The organism is Variovorax sp. W1I1 (assembly GCF_030815625.1).
Classification (GTDB): domain Bacteria; phylum Pseudomonadota; class Gammaproteobacteria; order Burkholderiales; family Burkholderiaceae_C; genus Variovorax; species Variovorax paradoxus_C.
In genome coordinates this window covers 6,603,568-6,623,490 of sequence record NZ_JAUSWZ010000001.1, presented here as the reverse complement: position 1 = coordinate 6,623,490, position 19,923 = coordinate 6,603,568, and the positions used below count along the sequence as shown (strand labels likewise).

The 19,923-nt window shown below is 67.2% G+C and carries 21 protein-coding genes; 7 read left to right on the top strand and 14 right to left on the bottom strand.

Features of this window, described 5'->3' with window-relative positions; genetic code table 11:
• Positions 1–12: 12 nt before the first annotated feature.
• From QFZ83_RS30860 to QFZ83_RS30845, 4 genes are all read right to left on the bottom strand, one after another.
• Positions 13–1,692: a long-chain-fatty-acid--CoA ligase gene (locus QFZ83_RS30860; protein WP_306881109.1), complete on the bottom strand. Its 1,680-nt coding sequence runs from the start codon at positions 1,690–1,692 to the stop codon at positions 13–15.
• 109 nt (positions 1,693–1,801) lie between these two features.
• Complete coding sequence (locus QFZ83_RS30855; RefSeq protein WP_307512157.1) at positions 1,802–3,301, bottom strand: NAD(P)(+) transhydrogenase (Re/Si-specific) subunit beta; 1,500 nt, start codon at positions 3,299–3,301, stop codon at positions 1,802–1,804.
• Positions 3,298–3,630, bottom strand: a complete 333-nt coding sequence (locus QFZ83_RS30850; protein ID WP_013538886.1) for an NAD(P) transhydrogenase subunit alpha — start codon at positions 3,628–3,630, stop codon at positions 3,298–3,300. Before QFZ83_RS30850 ends, QFZ83_RS30855 begins: the two co-directional genes overlap by 4 nt.
• Before the next feature lie 33 nt (positions 3,631–3,663).
• Positions 3,664–4,794: a Re/Si-specific NAD(P)(+) transhydrogenase subunit alpha gene (locus QFZ83_RS30845; RefSeq protein ID WP_306881107.1), complete on the bottom strand. Its 1,131-nt coding sequence runs from the start codon at positions 4,792–4,794 to the stop codon at positions 3,664–3,666.
• 428 nt (positions 4,795–5,222) lie between these two features.
• Here QFZ83_RS30845 and QFZ83_RS30840 point away from each other — a divergent pair, with 428 nt between their 5' ends.
• The 3 genes from QFZ83_RS30840 (at position 5,223) to QFZ83_RS30830 (ending at position 6,962) form a co-directional block, all read left to right on the top strand.
• The gene (locus QFZ83_RS30840; RefSeq protein WP_306881106.1) at positions 5,223–5,927 is read left to right on the top strand and encodes a response regulator transcription factor; all 705 of its coding nucleotides are present in this window, start codon (positions 5,223–5,225) and stop codon (positions 5,925–5,927) included.
• 89 nt (positions 5,928–6,016) lie between these two features.
• Positions 6,017–6,457 carry a DUF4019 domain-containing protein gene (locus QFZ83_RS30835; RefSeq protein WP_013538883.1) on the top strand — a complete coding sequence of 147 codons (441 nt, stop codon included), beginning with the start codon at positions 6,017–6,019 and terminating at the stop codon, positions 6,455–6,457.
• Positions 6,458–6,464: 7 nt separating this feature from the next.
• Positions 6,465–6,962: an NUDIX hydrolase gene (locus QFZ83_RS30830; protein WP_306881105.1), complete on the top strand. Its 498-nt coding sequence runs from the start codon at positions 6,465–6,467 to the stop codon at positions 6,960–6,962.
• Here QFZ83_RS30830 and mnmA read toward each other — a convergent pair.
• The 5 genes from mnmA to QFZ83_RS30805 are packed head-to-tail and all read right to left on the bottom strand — an operon-like array spanning position 6,952 to position 13,250.
• On the bottom strand, positions 6,952–8,052 hold the full coding sequence (gene mnmA, locus QFZ83_RS30825; RefSeq protein ID WP_306881104.1) for a tRNA 2-thiouridine(34) synthase MnmA: 1,101 nt from the start codon (positions 8,050–8,052) through the stop codon (positions 6,952–6,954). The genes QFZ83_RS30830 and mnmA overlap by 11 nt on opposite strands.
• A 58-nt stretch (positions 8,053–8,110) precedes the next feature.
• Entirely contained in the window at positions 8,111–9,088 is a 978-nt protein-coding gene (locus tag QFZ83_RS30820; RefSeq protein WP_306881127.1) for an LLM class flavin-dependent oxidoreductase, read from the bottom strand.
• A gap of 45 nt (positions 9,089–9,133) precedes the next feature.
• A complete protein-coding gene (locus QFZ83_RS30815; protein WP_306881103.1) occupies positions 9,134–10,810 on the bottom strand; it encodes an FxLYD domain-containing protein in 1,677 nt (558 codons plus the stop codon).
• The gene (locus QFZ83_RS30810) at positions 10,807–12,648 is read right to left on the bottom strand and encodes a VanW family protein (RefSeq protein ID WP_307512155.1); all 1,842 of its coding nucleotides are present in this window, start codon (positions 12,646–12,648) and stop codon (positions 10,807–10,809) included. The genes QFZ83_RS30815 and QFZ83_RS30810 overlap by 4 nt, the downstream gene beginning before the upstream one ends.
• Positions 12,645–13,250, bottom strand: coding sequence for a hypothetical protein (locus QFZ83_RS30805; protein WP_306881101.1), 606 nt, complete (start codon positions 13,248–13,250; stop codon positions 12,645–12,647). Before QFZ83_RS30805 ends, QFZ83_RS30810 begins: the two co-directional genes overlap by 4 nt.
• Before the next feature lie 272 nt (positions 13,251–13,522).
• On the opposite strand from QFZ83_RS30805, the gene QFZ83_RS30800 reads away from it, so the two are divergent.
• Positions 13,523–14,563: a hypothetical protein gene (locus QFZ83_RS30800; RefSeq protein WP_306881100.1), complete on the top strand. Its 1,041-nt coding sequence runs from the start codon at positions 13,523–13,525 to the stop codon at positions 14,561–14,563.
• Between the two features lie 87 nt (positions 14,564–14,650).
• Here the strand turns inward: QFZ83_RS30800 and QFZ83_RS30795 are convergent, their stop codons facing one another.
• On the bottom strand, positions 14,651–15,031 hold the full coding sequence (locus tag QFZ83_RS30795) for a hypothetical protein (protein ID WP_013538875.1): 381 nt from the start codon (positions 15,029–15,031) through the stop codon (positions 14,651–14,653).
• 257 nt (positions 15,032–15,288) lie between these two features.
• Here QFZ83_RS30795 and QFZ83_RS30790 point away from each other — a divergent pair, with 257 nt between their 5' ends.
• Entirely contained in the window at positions 15,289–15,756 is a 468-nt protein-coding gene (locus QFZ83_RS30790; RefSeq protein WP_307512153.1) for a DUF6314 family protein, read from the top strand.
• A 3-nt stretch (positions 15,757–15,759) separates the two neighbouring features.
• Here QFZ83_RS30790 and QFZ83_RS30785 read toward each other — a convergent pair whose 3' ends face one another.
• From QFZ83_RS30785 to QFZ83_RS30770, 4 genes are read right to left on the bottom strand one after another with little or no spacing between them, the layout of a single operon-like run.
• Positions 15,760–16,338 (bottom strand): biotin transporter BioY, encoded by a 579-nt coding sequence (locus tag QFZ83_RS30785; RefSeq protein WP_013538873.1) that lies wholly within the window; start codon positions 16,336–16,338, stop codon positions 15,760–15,762.
• Positions 16,339–16,388: 50 nt separating this feature from the next.
• Positions 16,389–16,982 carry an energy-coupling factor transporter transmembrane protein EcfT gene (locus tag QFZ83_RS30780; RefSeq protein ID WP_307512152.1) on the bottom strand — a complete coding sequence of 198 codons (594 nt, stop codon included), beginning with the start codon at positions 16,980–16,982 and terminating at the stop codon, positions 16,389–16,391.
• The gene (locus tag QFZ83_RS30775; RefSeq protein ID WP_307512151.1) at positions 16,975–17,733 is read right to left on the bottom strand and encodes an energy-coupling factor ABC transporter ATP-binding protein; all 759 of its coding nucleotides are present in this window, start codon (positions 17,731–17,733) and stop codon (positions 16,975–16,977) included. The genes QFZ83_RS30780 and QFZ83_RS30775 overlap by 8 nt, the downstream gene beginning before the upstream one ends.
• A 41-nt stretch (positions 17,734–17,774) precedes the next feature.
• Positions 17,775–18,620 (bottom strand): isocitrate lyase/phosphoenolpyruvate mutase family protein, encoded by an 846-nt coding sequence (locus QFZ83_RS30770; protein WP_307512149.1) that lies wholly within the window; start codon positions 18,618–18,620, stop codon positions 17,775–17,777.
• A 131-nt stretch (positions 18,621–18,751) separates the two neighbouring features.
• On the opposite strand from QFZ83_RS30770, the gene QFZ83_RS30765 reads away from it, so the two are divergent.
• Positions 18,752–19,465, top strand: a complete 714-nt coding sequence (locus QFZ83_RS30765; RefSeq protein WP_307512147.1) for a YebC/PmpR family DNA-binding transcriptional regulator — start codon at positions 18,752–18,754, stop codon at positions 19,463–19,465.
• Positions 19,466–19,492: 27 nt separating this feature from the next.
• Positions 19,493–19,921 carry a GFA family protein gene (locus QFZ83_RS30760; RefSeq protein WP_307512145.1) on the top strand — a complete coding sequence of 143 codons (429 nt, stop codon included), beginning with the start codon at positions 19,493–19,495 and terminating at the stop codon, positions 19,919–19,921.
• The last annotated feature ends 2 nt before the right edge of the window (positions 19,922–19,923 follow it).

Genomic DNA, 19,923 nt, shown 5'->3' with positions numbered 1-19,923 from the left:
CGGGCCGAACCCTTACTTCTTGGCGTCGCGCAATTCGCGGCGGAGGATTTTTCCGACCGGTGTTTTCGGGAGGTCCGTACGAAACTCTACGATTCGCGGCTGCTTGTAACCCGTAAGGTTTGCTCTGCAGTATTCGCGCACCTGCGCCTCGGTGAGCGACTCGTCTTTCTTCACGATCACGAGCTTCACGGCCTCGCCGGTCTTGTCGTCGACCACGCCCACCGCCGCGCATTCGAGCACGCCCGGAATCTGTGCAACGACGTCTTCGATCTCGTTCGGGTACACGTTGAAGCCCGACACCAGGATCATGTCCTTCTTGCGGTCGACCACCTTGAAGTAGCCGCGCTCGTCGACCACACCGATGTCGCCGCTCTTGAAGTAGCCGTCGGGCGTCATGACCTTGGCGGTTTCGTCGGGACGTTGCCAATAGCCCGCCATCACCTGCGGGCCCTTGATGGCGATTTCGCCGGGCTGGCCCATCGGCACTTCGTTGCCGTCGTCGTCGAGCAGCTTGAGCCAGGTGCCCGGCAGCGGCAGGCCGATGGTGCCGGTGTAGGCCTTGCTGTTCGTGGGGTTGCAGGTGGTCGAGGGCGAGGTTTCGGAGAGGCCGTAGCCTTCGCAGATCGGGCAGCCGGTTTTCTCGAGCCAGAGCTTTGCGACCGCAGCCTGCACCGCCATGCCGCCACCCACCGAGACCTTGAGGTTCTTCCAGTTGACGGTGTTGAAGTCGGGGTGGTTCGCCAGGCCGTTGAAGAGCGTGTTGACCGCGGGGAAGCTGTGGATCGTGTGCTTCGAGAGCTCCTTCAGCACGCCCGCGAGGTCGCGCGGATTCGGGATCAGGATCAGCTTTCCGCCCGTGCGCATGTTCAGCATCATGCCGACCGTGAACGCGAAGATGTGATACAGCGGCAGCGCGCACACGCTGGTGGGCTGCTCGCCGGCCGGCACCTGCGCCATGACGGGTTCGTTCCAGGCCTCGGACTGCAGCACGTTGGCGATCACGTTGCGATGCAGCAGCACCGCACCCTTCGAGACGCCGGTGGTGCCGCCGGTGTACTGCAGCACCGCCACGTCGTCGGGGCCGATGGTCGGGGCCTGCAGCGTTCGGCTCGCGCCCTTGTCGAGCGCATCGTTGAAGCGCACGGCGCCCGGCAGGCTGAAGTGCGGCACCATCTTCTTGACGTTGCGCACCACATAGTTGACCAGCGCGCCCTTGAGGAAACCGAGACGGTCACCCATCGAGGTGAGCACGATGTGCTTGATCGGCGTGGCCGCGATGCATTGCTGCAGCGTGGTGCCGAAGTTCTCCATGATGACGATGGCCTTGGCGCCCGAGTCCTTGAGCTGGTGCTCGAGTTCGCGCGGCGTGTAGAGCGGATTCACGTTCACCAGGATCAGCCCCGCGCGAAGGATGGCCGCCACAGCGATCGGATACTGCGGGCAGTTGGGCATCATCGCGGCCACGCGGTCGCCCTTCACGAGGCCCAGGCCTTGCAGGTACGCGGCGAAGGCCTTGCTCTGCTTGTCGGTCTCCGCGTAGCTTATGTCCTTGCCCATGAAGCTGTAGGCGGTGCGGTCGGCGTACTTGGTGAAGCTCTCTTCCATGAGCCCGACCAGCGATGAATAGTGCGAAGCGTCGATGTCGGCGGGCACGCCTTGCGGATAGCTGCTGAGCCAGGGGCGGTCGGTCATGGATGTGTCTCCTCCAGGTCTTGGAACTTGCGGGTAACTGAAACGAAAACGGCGCTCGAATGGCGCCGCGATGATCTGGCCCGCATTGCTGCGGGCCTGGATCGCCGGCCTATTCGATGGCCTTGCCCATATCTTCCACTACTTTCTTCGCATCCCCAAAAACCATCATGGTCTTGTCCATGTAGAAGAGTTCGTTGTCCAGGCCGGCATAGCCCGCCGCCATGGAGCGCTTGTTCACGATCACCGTCTTGGCCTTGTAGGCTTCCAGGATCGGCATGCCGTAGATCGGGCTGCCCTTGGTGTGCGCGGCCGGGTTCACCACGTCGTTGGCGCCCAGGATGATCGCCACGTCGGCCTGGCCGAACTCGCCGTTGATGTCTTCCATCTCGAACACCTGGTCGTAGGGCACCTCGGCCTCGGCCAGCAGCACGTTCATGTGGCCGGGCATGCGGCCCGCCACCGGATGGATTGCGTACTTGACGGTGATGCCCTTCTCGGTGAGCTTGGCAGCGAGCTCCTTCACCGCATGCTGCGCGCGTGCGACGGCCAGGCCGTAGCCCGGCACGATCACCACGGTCTCGGCATTGCCGAGCACGAAGGCCGCGTCGTCGGCGCTGCCGGTCTTCACCGGGCGCTGCTCCTTGGCTGCGCCGCCGGTGGTGGCCGCCTCGCCGCCGAAGCCGCCCAGGATCACGTTGAAGAACGAGCGGTTCATCGCCTTGCACATGATGTACGAGAGGATCGCGCCCGAGGAACCCACCAGCGAACCGGCCACGATCAGCATCGCGTTGTTCAAGCTGAAGCCGATGCCCGCGGCCGCCCAGCCCGAGTAGCTGTTGAGCATCGACACCACCACCGGCATGTCGGCCCCGCCGATCGGGATGATGATGAGCACGCCCATCACGAAGGCCAGGGCCAGCATCGCGAAGAAGGCCGGCCAGCTTTCGGTGAAGACGAACACTAGGCCCAGTGCGACGGTCAGGAGACCCAGCACGAGGTTGAGCATGTGCTGGCCCGAGAACTGCACCGGCGCGCCCTGGAACAGGCGGAACTTGTACTTGCCCGAGAGCTTGCCGAAGGCGATGACCGAGCCGCTGAAGGTGATGGCGCCGATGGCCGCACCCAGGAAGAGCTCGAGCCGGTTGCCCGCGGGAATGGCATAGCGCACGAAGCCGTCGAGGATGACGGCGCCGTCCGGCGTCTGCGCGCCGATGAGCGCAGCCACGGGCGCGGCGGTGATGCCGAAGGCCCAGGGCTCGGCCACCGCGGCCACGCCGATGAAGACCGCGGCCAGGCCGATCATGCTGTGCATGAAGGCGACCAGCTCGGGCATCTTGGTCATCTCGACCTTGTTGGCCATGAAGGCGCCCAGGCCACCACCGACCACCACGGCCGCGAGCACATAGGCGATGCCGGTGCCGAAGTCGACGTTGAGCGAGCGCGCCTGTCCGTGGATCAGCGCGATGGTCGTGAGCACGGCGATCGCCATGCCGGTCATTCCGAAGATGTTGCCGCGGATCGAGGTGGTGGGATGCGACAGGCCCTTCAGGGCCTGGATGAAGCAGACGCTGGCAACGAGGTACAGCAGCGTGACGAGGTTCATGCTCACTTGGAAGCTCCCTCTTCAGCCTTGGGTGCGGCGGCTTTCTTGTCCTTCTTCTTGAACATCTCCAGCATCCGCCGCGTGACCAGGAAGCCGCCGAAGACGTTCACTGCCGCCAGGGCCACCGCGAGCACGCCCATGGTCTTGCCCAGCGGCGTGGTGGTGAGCGCGGCCGCCAGCATGGCGCCCACGATCACGATCGCCGAGATCGCGTTGGTCACGGCCATCAGCGGCGTGTGCAGCGCGGGCGTGACGGTCCAGACCACGTGGTAGCCGACGTAGATGGCCAGCACGAAGATGATCAGGTTGATGACTGTGTGGGAAACGGGATCCATGGCGCTTGTTCTCCTCGCTTGTTCGCTGTTCGCTTACTTCTTCGTGACCTGGCCGTCCTGCGTCATGCGGCAGGCGGCGACGATGTCGTCTTCCAGGTCGATCTTGAGCGCACCTTCCTTCGTGACGATGAGCTTGAGGAAGTCGAGCACGTTGCGCGCATAGAGCGCCGATGCATCGGCCGCCACGAGCGCCGCGAGATTGGTTTCGCCGACGATGGTCACGCCGTGCTTCACGACCGTCTTGTCGGCTTCCGACAGCGGGCAATTACCGCCGACACCGCCAGGACCCTTGCCAGCGGCGATGTCCACGATCACCGAGCCGGGTTTCATGGACTTGACCATGTCCTCGGTGATGAGCGTCGGCGCGGCGCGGCCGGGAATGAGCGCGGTGCTGATGACGATGTCGGCCAGAGCGACGCGCTTGGCAACCTCGACCTGCTGGCGTGCGAGCCAGCTCGGGGGCATCGGCTTGGCGTAGCCGCCGACGCCGACGGCGGCTTCCTTTTCTTCATCGGTGTCGTAGGAGACCTCGATGAACTTGCCGCCGAGCGATTCGATCTGCTCCTTGACGCTCGGGCGAACGTCGGAGGCTTCGATGACCGCGCCCAGGCGCTTGGCCGTGGCGATCGCCTGCAGGCCGGCCACGCCGACGCCCAGGATGACGACGCGCGCGGCCTTCACCGTGCCGGCCGCGGTCATGAGCATCGGGAAGAAGCGCTGGTAGCGGTCGGCCGCGATCATTACGGCCTTGTAGCCGGCGATGTTGGCTTGCGAGGAGAGCACGTCCATGCTCTGGGCGCGGGTGGTGCGGGGGGCCGCTTCGAGCGCGAAGCCGGTCACGCCGGCCGATGCCAGGCGTTGCAGGCCCGCGGCATCGAACGGATTGAGCATGCCGATGACGACGGCGCCTGGCTTCATCAGCGCTGCCTCGGCGTCGCTGGGCGTGCGCACCTTGAGCACCATGTCGGCGGACAGCGCGCCCGCCTGGTCCGTGATTTCCGCGCCGGCGGTCTGGTAAGCCGCATCGGTGACGCTGGCTGCAACGCCGGCTCCCGACTGAACACGAACGATATGCCCGGAAGCGACCAGTTTCTTCACCGTTTCAGGTGTCACGGCCACTCGGGTTTCGCCAGCCGCGGTTTCGGCAGGCACGCCTATCAGCATAGAGATCTCCTCAGGGGAAGGGGCAGCACGGAATGCGGGCAGAGCTTACAGCAAGATTACAGATGCTCGTGTCGCAAGAATGTCGCAACGAATTTGCCTGCCAGGCCCCATGCATGCTATCGGTATAGCTATTCAATTTATAGCGACTTCGGGTATTTGCCGGTCGGAGCCGGCAGTCTCGCCCGAAGCCCTGATCGGCGTCTTGATCGCGATCAAGAAGCCACGGATCAATGCCAATCCGTAAACGCCGAGGGTGCGATTAACAGCATTTGTATTTAACTGTAGTCAACTATGTTTAGCTTCGGCTCGAAAAACGCAATTAGCGTGCATTAGTTGCAATCTCTATTTCTTACGTCAGACGCAGATAGATACACTTCCTGTCAATCGTCCGCTCACTGAGGCTGGCGAAGGGAGGAAAAGGGGATGGAATGCGTATTGCCGTACTGGACAACGGGGCGGAACAGCTCAAGTTGATCAATCACACCATGGCGGGACTCGGACACGAGTCCCACATGTACACCGAAGGAAAAACGCTGCTGCAGTCCTTGCGCAGGCAGACCTTCGACTTGTTGATCCTCGATTGGAGCCTTCCGGATATCAAGGGGCTTGATGTAGTGAAGGCCATCCGGCACGAACTCAAGAGCCGGTTGCCCATACTTTTCGTGACCGACAGGCGCGATGAAGCCGACATGGTCGAGGCCCTCAACAGCGGGGCCGACGATTTCATGGCCAAGCCCATCCGGGCCGGCGAACTCGAAGCCCGGGTTACTGCTCTGCTGCGGCGGTCCTATCCCGCGAAGCACGAGTCCGAGCTGGTTTTCGGCCCGTACCATTTCTACCCGCCTTCGCGCGTGCTGAAGGTCCGGGGCAAGCTGGTCGAACTGAAGAACCGCGAGTACGAACTGGCGCTCTTCCTGTTCCAGAACCTCGGTCGGCTGCTCTCGCGCGAACACCTGCACGAGGCGGTGTGGGGGCTGGGCGTCGAGGCGCTCTCGCGCTCGCTCGACACCCACGTGTCGCGCCTGAGAACGAAGCTCGATCTTCGCCCTGCGAACGGTTTCCTGCTGCTGGCCATCTACGGACTGGGCTACCGGCTGGAAACGATCGAGGCGAACACTCTGCCCTCGCGATAGCACCTGGCGCAGCGTGGTGCCGACCCGACAGGCCGGGAATCTCCGCCGGGCTACAGTCTCCAACTGCACTCGCAACAAGGAAAGAGACGATGAACCGCATGACCCGGCTGCTGGTCTCCGCCGCACTGCTCTGGAGCAGCTTCACCGGCCTGGCGGCCGCGCAGGACATCGTGGAGCCCAGCGACATGGTGCGCGGCGGCATGCAGGCGATCCAGATGATCGACCAGGGCAAGGCCGGCGAACTCTGGGACGGCGCCACGCCGGCCACCCGCAAGCGCGTGACCCGCGCCGATTTCACCGGTCAGGTCGCCAAGAGCCGCGCCTCACTCGGGGCGCCCCAGCAGCGCACCTGGGTGGCAGTCAACCGCCAGGTCGTGGCCGATGCCGACGCGGACACCGCCGGCCAGTACGTCAGTGTCGAATACGAGACCCGCTTCGCCAACAAGCCGGACGGCACCCTGCGCGAACTCGTGAGCTTTCACCTCGACCGCGACCGCACCTGGCGCTTCAGCGGCTACGTGCTGCGCTGAGCAGGCCATGGCTGTGCGCTGGAAGCCCAACGTCACCGTGGCCGCGGTGATCGAGCAGGACGGCCGCTTCCTGCTGGTCGAGGAGCACACTGCCGACGGCCTCATGCTCAACACGCCTGCGGGCCATCTGGACCCCGGTGAATCGCCGGAAGAAGGGTGCATTCGCGAAACGCTCGAGGAAACTGCCCACCACTTCACCCCCACCGCGCTCGTCGGCATCTACATGGCGCGCTCGCGGCCGAAGGCCGAGCAGGGAGAAGACGTGACCTACATGCGCTTCGCCTTCACCGGCGTGCTCGGCGCCAAGGAGGAAGGTCGAGCACTCGACGAAGGCATCGTGCGCACGCTGTGGATGACACCTGATGAAATTCGCGCCAGCGTGGCGCGGCATCGCAGCCCGTTGCTGCTGCAGTGCGTCGAAGACTATCTGGCCGGCCAGCGCCACCGGCTCGAATTGATCCACATCGACGAATCGGTGCGGACCCCGCCGCCGGTCAGACGATGACGCCGCCCCCGAGGCAGCGCTCGCCGTCATACAGCACGGCCGACTGCCCCGGCGTCACTGCCCATTGCGGCGCGCCGAAGCGCAGGCTGAAGGCCCCATTCGCGCCATCAGACAGCTCGCATCCCGCATCCGCCTGCCGGTAGCGCGCCTTCGAGCCGTAGCTGCCCGCCGCGGGCGCCTCGCCCGACACCCAACTCGCATCGTCCGCATTCAGCGCCGACGACAGCAGCCACGGATGGTCGTGCCCCTGCACCACCCACAGCGTGTTCTTCTCGATGTCCTTGCGCGCCACGAACCACGGCGAATGGTCGCCCGAGCCGCGCTGCGCGCCCTTCTCCTTGACGCCGCCGATGCCCAGCCCCTGCCGCTGCCCCAGCGTGTAGAAGCTCAGGCCCTGGTGCTCACCGAGCTTGCGGCCGCGGTCGTCCTTGATCGGGCCCGGCTCCTTGGAGATGTAGCGGTTCAGGAAGTCGCGGAACGGCCGCTCGCCGATGAAGCAGATGCCGGTCGAGTCCTTCTTCTTCGCATTGGGCAGGCCGATGTCCTCGGCGATGCGACGCACCTCGGTCTTGTGCAGCTCGCCGACCGGGAACAGCGTCTTCGACAACTGCGCCTGGTTCAGGCGGTGCAGGAAATAGCTCTGATCCTTCGACGGATCGAGCCCCTTGAGCAACTCGTGCCGGCCAGTGGCTTCGTTCAGCCGCACGCGTGCGTAGTGGCCGGTCGCGATCTTCTCCGCGCCCAGGCGCATCGCGTGGTCGAGAAAAGCCTTGAACTTGATCTCGGCGTTGCACAGCACGTCGGGGTTCGGCGTGCGGCCGGCCTTGTATTCGCGCAGGAACTCGGCGAACACGCGGTCCTTGTAGTCGGCGGCGAAGTTGACGTGCTCGATCTCGATGCCCAGCACGTCGGCCACGCTGGCGGCGTCGATGAAGTCGATGTTCGACGAGCAGTACTCGCTGTCGTCGTCGTCTTCCCAGTTCTTCATGAAGATGCCGACCACCTCGTGCCCCTGCTGCTTGAGCAGGTGCGCGGTGACGGCGGAGTCCACTCCGCCGCTCAGTCCGACCACGATCCGTTGCTTTGCCATAAGCCCGCCATTGTCCCAGCCCGGAGGTAGCGGGCTCGGGCGTGTGGGAAATCGGCCTTTAGCGGATGCCGGCCAGCAGCTCGTAGGAGCGCAGCCGCGCCGCGTGATCGAATACCTGCGAGGTGATCATCAGTTCATCGGCCCCGGTGCGCGCGACGAAAGCCTCGACGCCCTTGCGCACCGTCTCGACCGAACCGACCGCCGAGCACGACAGCACCGAGTCGAGCAGCGCGTTCTCCGCCGGCCCGACCTTCTGGCGGTAGTTCTCCACCGGCGGCGGCAGGCGGCCGGGGCGGCCGCTGCGCAGGTTGACGAAAGCCTGCTGCCACGAGGTGGCGCGGAACTCGGCCTCCTCGTCGGTGTCGGCCGCGAACACGTTGAAGCCCAGCATCACGTACGGCTTCTTCAACTGCGCCGAGGGCTTGAAGGTCTCGCGGTAGATCTGGATGGCCTGCATGATCTGCTGCGGCGCGAAGTGCGAGGCGAAGGCATAAGGCAGGCCCAGGTGCGCCGCGAGCTGCGCGCCGAAGGTGCTGGAGCCGAGGATCCACACCGGCACCTCGAGCCCCTCGCCGGGCACCGCCCGCACCGGTTGCTGCGGCGTCTTCGACATGAAATCCATCAGTTCGACCACGTCCTGCGGGAACTGGTCGGCATCCGATTCGAGATTGCGGCGCAGCGCACGCGCCGTGCGCTGGTCGGAGCCCGGCGCCCGCCCGAGCCCCAGGTCGATGCGCCCCGGGTACAGCGACGCGAGCGTGCCGAACTGCTCGGCAATGACGAGCGGCGAATGGTTCGGCAGCATCACGCCGCCGGCGCCGATGCGAATGGACGAAGTGCCCGCCCCGATGTACGACAGCAGCACCGCGGTCGCCGCGCTCGCGATGCCCGGCATGCCATGGTGCTCGGCGAGCCAGTAGCGCGTGTAGCCGAGCTTTTCGCCGTGCTGCGCCAGCGAGAGCGAGTTGCGGAACGACTGCGCGGCGTCGCTGCCCTCGGTGATGGGGGAGAGGTCGAGGATCGAGAACGGAATCATGGGCGCCATCATGGCGCGATCCGTCCAACGCCGCCCCGGCAGGGGCTATTCGGTTTGATATAGCGTCGAAACGCTTGCAAAGTCCCGGCCGTTCTGCGTGATGTCCACCTGGAACGGCACGCTTTCGCCCGGCGCGATGGCCGGCAGGTTGTCGACCAGCTTGAAGCCGGTGAGCTGCCCGTTGCGGTCGCGCAGGCTCACCCACAGCCGCACCTTGCCGATGATGGCGTTGCCCGGGTTCTTCACGCTGCCCGTGACCTCCACGCTCTTGTAGGTGAAGCGCTGGCTGAAGTTGAGCAGCACGCTGCCGAGCTCTGCCTTGGTACCTGTCACCTTCACTTCGAGCGGCTTGCGCGGGCCCGGCAATGCGGCGCGGCGCATCGGCTTCCATTCGATGCGGGTCGAGGTGAATCGCTCCATGTCCTCCGGCTCCAGGAAGATCGGGAAGCGCTCGCCCGGATAGAGGTACGCGAGGCCCGTGATGTTCGTCGTGCCATGCGCCTTGCTCCCGCTGAAGCGCGAGATCACGCCGCCCGGCGCGAGCACGATCGCATCGGTGCTGTGGTTCACCAGCTCGCCCAGAAAGAGCCGCTGCTGGATGTTGTTGCGCCCATCGACCAGCGGCAGCAGCTCGAGGTCCTTCGGATCGAAGCGCTCGCTGTCCTCGGCCAGCAGGTCTTCCGTACCCAGGCGCAGGTCGGGATTGAAGCTCTCCGGTCCGGCCGCGGTGCGGATCACCCGGTCGGCGCTCCGCACCGGCGTGCGCGAGCCCGAGGCATCGACGATGTTGTAGCCGATGCGGTAGTCCCAGGCCGCGATCGCAGCCCCGCGGCCGAAGCGGGCGACGCTCACGTCCACCGAGGTCTGCCCGCCGGGCTTGAGCTCGCTCGCCTGCGCATAGCCGTGGCCGAAGCCGATCACCTGTCCAGCGTCGTCGTACAGCGTGGCCAGCACGTCGATGCCGCCGACGATGGCCGCGTCCTTGCGCGTGTTGTCGATGCGGCCGACCAGCCGCACGCGCTCGCCCTGCTGCACCAGCCGCACGCGCGAGAAGGTCATGCGCGGCCCCTCGGTCGCGGTGTAGGGCTCGGCGAGCTTCTGCACCTGCAGTTCTTGCCGCGTGACGTTCTTTCCGTTCGGCATGTCGATCAGCGCGGGCGCACTTTCGCCCGGCTCCAGCACGAAGATCGGCAGCGTCTCGGTGCGCTCGTCCACCTTGCTGTCGCCGTCGTAATACGTCGCCCGGATGCCCGCGCGCGACAGCGGCTTGCCGGTCTCGTTGCGCGCCACCACCAGCAGCTTGGGTTGCGCCGAACTGCCGCTTCCCAGCAGCACCTGCCGCGGCTCGCCGAGCTTCAGGCCGTCCACCGGGATGGTGCGGTCGACGAACGCGGCCACCACGGGCTGCTGCGTCCCGGCGGGCTGGCGCGACGCGATCAGCAGCTCGGCGACGCGCGCCACCAGCACCACTGCCAAAACGACGGCGATGCCGATGCCGACCTTGCGCAGCATCAGCTTCTGCCGCAGCGCCTCTTCGGCCGCGAGCCGCCGGCCCGCCTCGTTCTTGACCTGGTCCAGCACGCGCTCGAGCCGGTCCGAGACCTTGTCTTCCACCAGCGTGACCGAGCCGCAGTGATCGCAGGTGTATTCGTTGAGGCCAGTGCGCTTGAGCACGCTGCTGCCGCATTCGCCGCACTTGAGCGTCTGGAGATCGATGGTCATGAAGCGCTTTCGTCGTTCTTGTTTTTGCCGTCGTCCGCGTTGCAGGCGTTCTTCAATGCCGCACGCAGACCCTCCACATCGCCCGCTGCCACTTCACGCACGCCGGGCAGTCCGGCGAGGCCGCAGGCGCTCGATGCCACGACCGGCATGCTGGCCGCCAGGGCGCGCAGCAGCGCGCGCGGTGCGTGCTCGATGTGCGCGGGCAGCACGACCACGCAAGCGCCGTTCAACCCGTCGCCCCGCCAGTGCATGTGCTCGACGCTGCCGATGCCGCGCCAGAGCTGGGCATCGTCCGAGGGCGATCCGAGCACGCGCAGGCGGCACGGCCAGCCTTGCAGCGCCGCGGCCAGTTCGCGCGCACCCTTTCGCGCGAGCGCGCTTGCGGCGAAAACGATCAACGGCGGCGCATCGCGGGCGGCATCGATGTCGCGAGCGGCAGGCAGCACCCAATCGAGCCGCAACGATGCCGCCCGCGGCGCCATCGCGGCCAGATGCGTTGCGGCTTCGGCATGCGGCGTGACCACCGCTGCAACCCGCGAAAACGCCGCGGCTTCGGCCTGCACGAGCGCGGCATCCGCGCGAAAGTCGCGCAGCGTGGCGTCACCGGGCCAGCGCTGCGCGGCCGCATCGAGCCGGCGTTCGATCTCCGCCATCGGCAAGGCGCTGGCCAGCACCGTGACGCGGCGACCGTCGAGCGCGCCGAGTTGCTGCAGATGCGGCAACAGCGCCTGGTCGATCACGAGTTGCGTGTGCTCGGGCTTCAGGCGCGTGGCGAAGGCGAGCGCGAGCCAGCGTTGTCCGTCGATCAGGCTGCCCTGCCGCCGACCCGCATGCCGCGCCCAGAGCCGCTGCCACACGGTGCGGCGCAGGCTGGCCCACCACGGCGACTGGACGGATGCGGCGCCATCCGCGACGGCTTCCCGGTGCCGGCCCGTGGCCGGCCCGGCGCGCCAGAACGCGAGCCGCAGCGGCACCGGCTGCATGCGGTCGGCGCCGGTCTGGTGTGCGGCGAGATAGCGCGCGAACTCGGGCGTCCACGCGTCGAGCAGGACGGCCGTGCGTCCTTGCTGCGCCACAGCAGGGAGCAGGCGGTGCCGGAAGCAGGCCGTCTGGTCGCAGCTCAGACAGCCGCGTGCCAGCGGCAACGCAGCGCTGGCGCCCTCTTCGCTCGCCCGCCGCAGCGCCATCGGCACCGCCGGCATCGCGATCGGCGAGCGCGCGCGGATGCGCAGCACCAGCTCATCGGAAGTCAGCTCGACTTCGAGCCGCCACGCATGCTTCGCGCGTACCTTCAGATCGACGTAGTTCCAGAACACCGTCGCGTCCACGGCATCGCCCGCCGCATCGGCGGCCTGTTCGATGCGCGCGGTGTGTCCGTGGCGCTCCACCAGTTCGAGCCCGGCGCGGGCCGCCACGGTGGCGAGCGCATTCGAGAGTTGGCACAGGCCCCCGGCCAGCGTCGGCACCACGCAGCCGCCGCGCAGTTCGCGACCCTGCACGAAGCCGCGCGAGGCGCTCGGCCGGCCCAGCTGGCGCCAGAAACTCAGCACCTCCCCGGCGGGCACCTCGATGGCATCGAAGGCGCGGCGCGCCACGCGCAGGTTCTGCACCTTGCCGGCCACGAGGGGAAATTCGTCCGCGCGTCCGTCGGACCAGAGCGGGGTTCGGTACTGCGCGAGCACCGGCGCATCGGCCAATGCATGGGCATCGCCGTGCCAGCGCCGCGCCGAAGGCCGCAGCGCCTCGCGCAGCGCGTGGGCGCCGGCCAGCAGCCGGGAGCGCAGCCAGAAATCGATGGCGTCGATGCGGCGCGGCGGCTGCCAGGCCCGCACGCTCACACCGACGGGCCTCGCTTGCGCCATTGGCCGAGGTCGGCCTCGATACGCTCGTTGATGTTGCCGCTCCAGTTCGCCTGGAAGCCGGCCGCGCGCAGCAGTTCGATGATGCGGTGGCCGATCACCACGGTGTTGGCCTCGCGCTGCTCGATCTCGGGAATCATCCCGCCGCTGAACGCCAGGTGCAGCCGGCCGGTGCGCACCGCCGTATCGAGGTCCTGCGAGTGATAGAAGCAGCAGCCCCGGATGCCCGAGGCCAGCCGCCCGGCCGCGCGCCAGTGCTCGCGCACGTCGTCGTGGCCGTCGGAGAGGGTGTTGCCGGCGCGATGCAGGGCAATGATCTTCTCGCTGCGCAGCTGGGCGAACATGGCTTCGAGCCGGTCGTACTCGGTCTCTGCCGGCCACTGGGCCTCGGCTGCGTGCTTGGCGGCGCAGATGCTGGCCACCTCGGCCTTGACCCAGGCCCTGTCTTCGCTCGTGAGCTCGTCGGGGTCCAGATACTCGTCGGTGATCATCCACTCGACATCGGCATCGGGATAGAAGCCGCACCACACAAGGTCGTGAATGCGTCCGCGCGTATCTTCAGGGGCAAGAGTTAGAGCCATGCGTGTTGGGTTGTCGCATCACGGGCGACGGGTCATGCTTTCATTTTTCCTGGCGGAAACGTCGTCGTATTTTCGCGTGTCCGCACCACAGTGGCGCAGTAATGCGAAAGCATGAGGTCGGGAGGCCATCCCTTCCGCGCCGCCATCATGATTGATGCGCTGCGGCAAGGCAATGCGCCTTTTGGCCCAGTGGCCGCCCGCCGCACGGCCGGCCCACGCGAACTTTCGGCCTAGTGGCGCACCGGCATGGGGCCACATGGAACGCCGGACGCATGGCTATGCTCGTCGCCTCTTCCATGGCCCGCCTTCATCCGTCCGTCGCACGCATCGCCCATCTTTCCGGACACACGCCGGGCTACGGGTATGTCTCGCCCGACGGCCGCTACCAGGCGGTGGAGGCCGGCGGCGACACGCTGATCGTCGACCTGCAGGCGCGGCGGATGCACCGGGCGCCCGGCGTGTACCCGCGCGGCTTCGAGGAGGCGGCGCCCGATGGCGCGACAGGCACCACGCTGCGGGTGGAAGGCGAGGAAACCGCCACGGCCTACCTGCCGGCCTGGACGGATCTCCAATGGATCGCGCTGGAGAACACGGCGGAAGATTTCTGGACGCCATGGCCCGATCCACCCGATCGACGATCAGCCGACTTGCCACCGGTCGATGAAACGCTCCCTGCCGAATGGACCTCCGATGCACCGCAAGCCACGGAACGCGTGCGCAGATCCATCGGCGACTGGGTGGCCTGGTTCGTCGCGCTCGCGGTGCTGGCCTTCTTCGCGGTCTTCGGCGTCAGGGCAATGACCTGGGCGCTGGCCGGCGGTTGGCAATGGCTCTGGATGGTGGTCGGCTTGCCGGTGTTCGCGATGTTCTCGGTGCTGACCGTCGTCTTCGCCGCCACGACCTTGCGCGAGCGGCGCCGTGTGCGCGTGGCCTTGAGCGGCATGTCGCTGGAGCGCGGGGAAGGCTTTCGCGTCGGCGAGCCGCTCGACGTGCGTCTGCTGGCAACCGTGCCCGACGCGCATGCAGGCGAGCGCACGGTGGCGCCGGAGCGCATCGCCGTGCGGCTGATGCGGCGGTCGATCCGCAGCGAAGCCGACGGCCGCTGGAGCGTGATGGACGAATGCCGCGACGAGGTGGTTGCCCTGCGAGACGACATGACCCGCGCCGGCCGGGTGCTCTATGCGTGCGAGCTTTGCGCGCGCCCCGCTCCCGACGACGCGCCGGCGCAGTGGTTCGTCACGCTGCACGAAGCGGCCGCGCCGGACAGCGCGCCCTTCGTCGTCGCCGGCCTGCGGCTGCTGCCCGCGCGCTGACTCGGGCGTGCGAAACGAGACGACAAGAAAAAGCCGGCCCCTGCTTTCGCAGGGCCGGCTTCGACAAGAGCTGACGCTCTCGGAGGATTACAGCGGCAGCGCGTCGCCACGAGCGGCAGCGCGGGCTGCGGCGCGAACGGCGTTGCGGTCCACGGTGCTGGCGACCAGCGGGGCCACGCCAGCCGATGCGCCTTCGGCGTACGGATCAGCGCTGTGTGCGGCGGCAACGGCTTCCGAACGGACGGCAGCGCGGCTGGTCGACGACACGAACACTTGCGCAGGGCCTGCGTTGGCACCGGTGGCGTACGGGTTGGCGCTGTGCGCGGCAACCACGGCCTGGCTGGCGACATCGGCGCGGGAGGCAGCCGAGGTCAGTTGGTGGACGCCGTCATAGCTTTCGGCGTGGGCGGCACCGGCAACAGCCATCAGGGCAACAGCAACGGCGGAGAGGATCTTCGAGGCGGTCATTTGGATTTCCTTCAATTCAGTTCAGTTTTTGCTTCGGATGATTTCGAACCGGTCTTGGGTGGGTCACCGTCCCTCCGGGGGGCGGCCACCTCGCTCGGGGCCCTGTTCACCCAGATCGGCTTGGGGGCCGGTCTGTGGATGTATTGTGCGACGCCATCTACGTAAAAACCCTTAGCAAAAGGAACCGCGGCGTTCACAGAACGGAAACAATCAATGCTCAAAGGTCAGGGAACTCGGGCTGGCTTAGAGTTCGGGACATGGAAACGACGCCTCTCCCGCCCCTCGCCTGGGGCACGCCGGACACGGTCTTCGACCGGCTCGAAGGCACGTGGGACCTGGACCGCACCATCGAGGGCAAGGCCACCATGCGCGGAACCGCCCGGTTCATGCGGCATCACGGTGCCTGGCTGAAATACCGCGAGGAAGGCCGTATCCAGTTGCCAGACGGACAGTCGTTCGACGGGCACCGCGAGTACGTCTTCGAAGGCATCACCGATGGCTTCTCGGTGTATTTCGCCGAGACGCCGTTGCGGCTCTTCCACGAAATCGCAATCGTGCGCGAAGGCGACGAGCTCGTCGGATCGGCCGGCCACCTCTGCGTTGCCGACCAGTACGACAGCGTCTACCGGTTCCGCACGGACGGCTCATTCGTCATCGAGCACCTGGTGAAGGGCCCGCGCAAGGACTACCTCTCGCGCACCGTGTTCAAGCGGCGCGGCGCCTGAAGATCAGTCGCGGTCGAGCCGCCAGCTCGGCATGCCGCGCATCACCGTCTGCACGAGCATCGCGCAGATGCCGCACTTGATGAGGTCGCCGGGAATGAACACCAGCATCGCCAGCGCCGCCTGCGTGAGCGACATGTGGGCGATCAGCGAGAGCCCGACGATGCCGAAGGCATAGACCACGACGATCCCGCCGACCACCGACGACAGGAACGCGGCGGCCAGCAGCCCCTTGCCGGTCGCGCCGGCCATGCGGCGCATCAGCAGCCCGCAAGCAAAGGCGCCGAACATCCAGCCGAACAGGAAGCCGCCGGCCGGCGCGACGAACACCGCCAGCCCGCCGCGCCCGCCCGGCAGCAGCGGCAGCCCGAGCGCCACCGCCAGCAGGAACAGCGCAATCGCGAAGAAGCCGCGCCGCGGCCCCAGCAGGCAGCCGGCCAGCATCACGCCCAGCGACTGCAGCGTGATCGGCACGCCGAACGGCAGGTCGACCTTGGGAATCAGGCCGAACACCGCCATCAGCGCGGCGAACAGCGCGATGTACGAGAGCGAGCGGGACGAGGTGATGGAGCCGGTGGTGGTCATGACGCGATTCGGAGAGGGGGTGTTCGTCGGATTCTGCGCCGCACGTGCGGCTAGCGGCCCAACCGCGCGGCCAGCGCATCGGCCACGCGCTCGGCGGTCTGCAGCGTGCGGATGGTCAGCGGCGCCAGCAGCCGCAGCCCGCCGCCATGCCCGGCGCGGGCGCGGTAGGCGTCGTCCAGGCGCTGCCACTGCACATAGAAGTTCTCGGCAAAGCGCAGCATCAGGCCGATGCCGAGCGCGATCCGCTCGGTCGGCACGCCGAAACGCTGCAGCGGCTGCATCAGGGTTTCGAGCACCGCCAGCAGGTCTTCGAAGCGCGTGGTGAGCGTCAGCATCAGCGCGAGCACGGCCGCGCTCGCGAGCCGCAGCGCGCTCGCCACGCCGAGCACAGTCGTGCCCAGGAACCAGTGAAAGCCGACGATCAGCGCGCAGCCGATCGCGATGCCCACCAGCATCCGCACGCGCAGCCACGCCGTGCGGCCGAGCGATGCGAAAAGCAGCAGCACCACGATGCACGCGATGCCCAAGTGAACCGGCCGCTCGACCAGCACCAGCAGCGTGCCGCACACCGAAAGCACCGCGAGCTTGACCCACGCCGGCAGCGCATGCATCCAGGTCGGATGCGACGAGTAGAGGCTACGCACGGGCGGCGCCCCGCTCGGCATCGGCGCGCTGGCGCACGTTCTCGGCATAGGCCTCGCAGACTTCGCGGCCCGGGCCATCGGCGCGCACCCGGCCCTGTTCGAGCCACAGCACGCGCTCGAAGTCGTACACATGCTCGAGCAGGTGCGTGGAGACGACGATCTGCTGGCCGGTGGCTTCGAGTTGCGCCGCGAGCCGCGCCTGGCTCAAGAGGTCGAGGCTTGCAAAAGGTTCGTCGAGGAGCAGCGTGGCGGGCTTCCCGATCTGCAGCGCGAGCAAACACACCTGCTGCCGCTGCCCCTGGCTCAGTTCGCCGATGGCGCGCCCGGCCCACGCCGCGAGCCCGCGTTCGGCCAGGAATTCGCGCACCCGCTCGCGCGCCGCCTGCCGGGTTTCGCCGCGCGCGGTGAGGCTGAACGCGAGCTCCTCGGCCACGGTCGGAAAGATGATCTGGTCGTCGGGGTTCTGGAACATCAGCCCCACGTGCTGCGAGAGCTGGCGGCGGTCGGCCTGCGTCCCTTGGGTGTCGCAGCCATGCACCACGACGCGCCCTTGCTGCGGCTGGTCGAGCCCGCTGATGAGGCGAAACAGGCTGCTCTTGCCCGCGCCGTTGTCGCCGACGAGGCCGATGCGCGCTTCGTCGAGGCTGAGCGTCAGCCCGTCGAAAACGCGCTGTTCGCCGCGAACCAGCGTGACCGATTCGAGGCGGATGCTGTACGGGACGAGGGGGTCGGTAGGGGTCGGCTGCGGCAAGGGGTCGCCACTGTACCCCAAGCCTTCCTGCAGCCTTTTTCTCAGGACGTGCCGGAAAAAAGGGCGTTGATCTCGCCTGCGGACAGCATCCCGGCGCCCATCGCGCGAAAGCCGGCGTCGCTGCCGTCGAAGGCCTCGGCGGCGATGCGTCCGAGCAGCCCGAGCGCCGCCTGCAGCGGGCCGCAGCCCAGGCTGATGCGCCTCGCGCCAGCGCCGGCGAGCACCGCGACCGGCGGTGCCTGGGTGTGGCCGGCGTAGACGTTCACCGGCAGGGGCACCGCAGCAGCAAGGCTCGCGATTTCCTCCAGCTTCGACATGCCCGGCACGAAGATGCCGTCGGCGCCGGCCGATGCGTAGAGCCGGGCGCGCCGCAGCGTGTCCTGGTAGCGCGCGGCGGGGTCGTCGTTGGCGACGAAGTAGGTGTCGGTGCGGGCGTTGATGAAGAGGCGCGCATCCAGCTGGCGCAGCGCAGCGACGCGCTCACAAAGGATTTCCGGCGGCACGAGTTCCCGCGTGCCGGGCAGCGTGCCGTCTTCGATGTTGATGCCGGCCACGCCCATGTCGATGAAGGCGCGCACCAGGTCGCACACAGCCTCGGTGGTGTCGCCGAAGCCGCGTTCGATGTCGACCGTGACCGGCACGCGGCTCACACGACAGATCCGCGCGGTGGCGGCGAGCAGTTCATCGACGGGCACGCGCTCGCCGTCCGGGTAGCCGAGCGCCCAGGCGATGCCCGCGCTGGTGGTGGCGATGGCCTTCGCCCCGGCCCGCTCGACGATTCGCGCGCTGACCGCGTCCCATGCGTTCACGAGCACCAAAGGATCGGCGCCGGCGTGGAGTCGGTGGAAGGTTTCCGTTTGCTGTTGTCTTGTTTCGATGGAGGGCATGGTGTGTCGTCTGTATCGATGGATGAGGAAACGACGCGAGCGTAGCGACGCCCCGCCCCCGAAACTTGGAGAAAACTGCGGCCCGGCGCGCTGCGGCTACAGTAGCTCCCCCGAATCGAAGGAACACCGCCATGGGCGCACAGTGGAAAGCAAAGCACAAGGACCTGGCCGCCAATGCCAAGGGCCGCCTCTTCGGAAAACTGGCCAAGGAAATCATGATCGCGGCGCGCAACGGCGCCGACCCGGCCTCCAATTCGCGCCTGCGGCTGGTGGTGGAGCAGGCCCGCAAGGTCTCGATGCCCAAGGACACGCTGGACCGCGCCATCAAGAAGGGCGCGGGCCTCACGGGCGAGGCGGTGCATTTCGAGCATGTGATCTACGAGGGCTTCGCGCCGCACCGCGTGCCGGTGATGGTCGAGTGCCTGACCGACAACGTGAACCGCACCGCGCCTGAAATGCGCGTGCTGTTCCGCAAGGGCCAACTGGGCACCTCGGGCTCGGTGTCATGGGATTTCGACCACGTCGGCATGATCGAAGCCGAGCCCGCGAACGCCACGGCCGACCCCGAGGTCGCCGCCATCGAAGCCGGCGCGCAGGACTTCGAGCCGGCCGGCGAAAGCAATGCCACCGTGTTCCTCACCGACCCGACCGACCTGGACCTCGTGAGCCGCGCGCTGCCGGCGCAGGGCTTCACGGTGCTGTCGGCCAAGCTCGGCTACAAGCCGAAGAACCCGGTCGATCCGGCGAGCCTGAGCGCCGCGGACCTGGAGGAAGTCGAAGTCTTCCTGGCCGCCATCGACGCGAACGACGATGTGCAGAACGTGTACGTGGGCCTGGCGGGCTGAAGCCTCCTTCGCTTACGAGAGACGCCGGTGACAAGCCCCAGAACAACCACCGTCCGCACGCTCGCCGGCAAGTGCCTGTGCGGGGCCGTCCACTACGCGGTGGCCGACGAATTCACCTACGCCCTCAATTGCCACTGCGCGGACTGCCGGCGCGCGACGGGCTCGGCCTTCAAGCCCTTTGCAGGCATCGAGCGGCACAAGCTGTCGATCACGCAGGGCGCCGACACGCTGCTGATCCACGGCGAAGAAGACGCCGGCGACATTCACTGCGGCAAGTGCGGCTCGTTCCTGTATTCGGTGGTGCGCGAGGGCATGTTCGTGCACGTCACCCTGGGCACGCTGGTCGACGACCCAACCATCCGACCCAGCGCGCACATCTTCGTCGGCTCGAAGGCGCCGTGGTTCGCGATCAACGACAACCTGCCGCAGCATCAAGGGCACGCGGACGCCGACTGAGC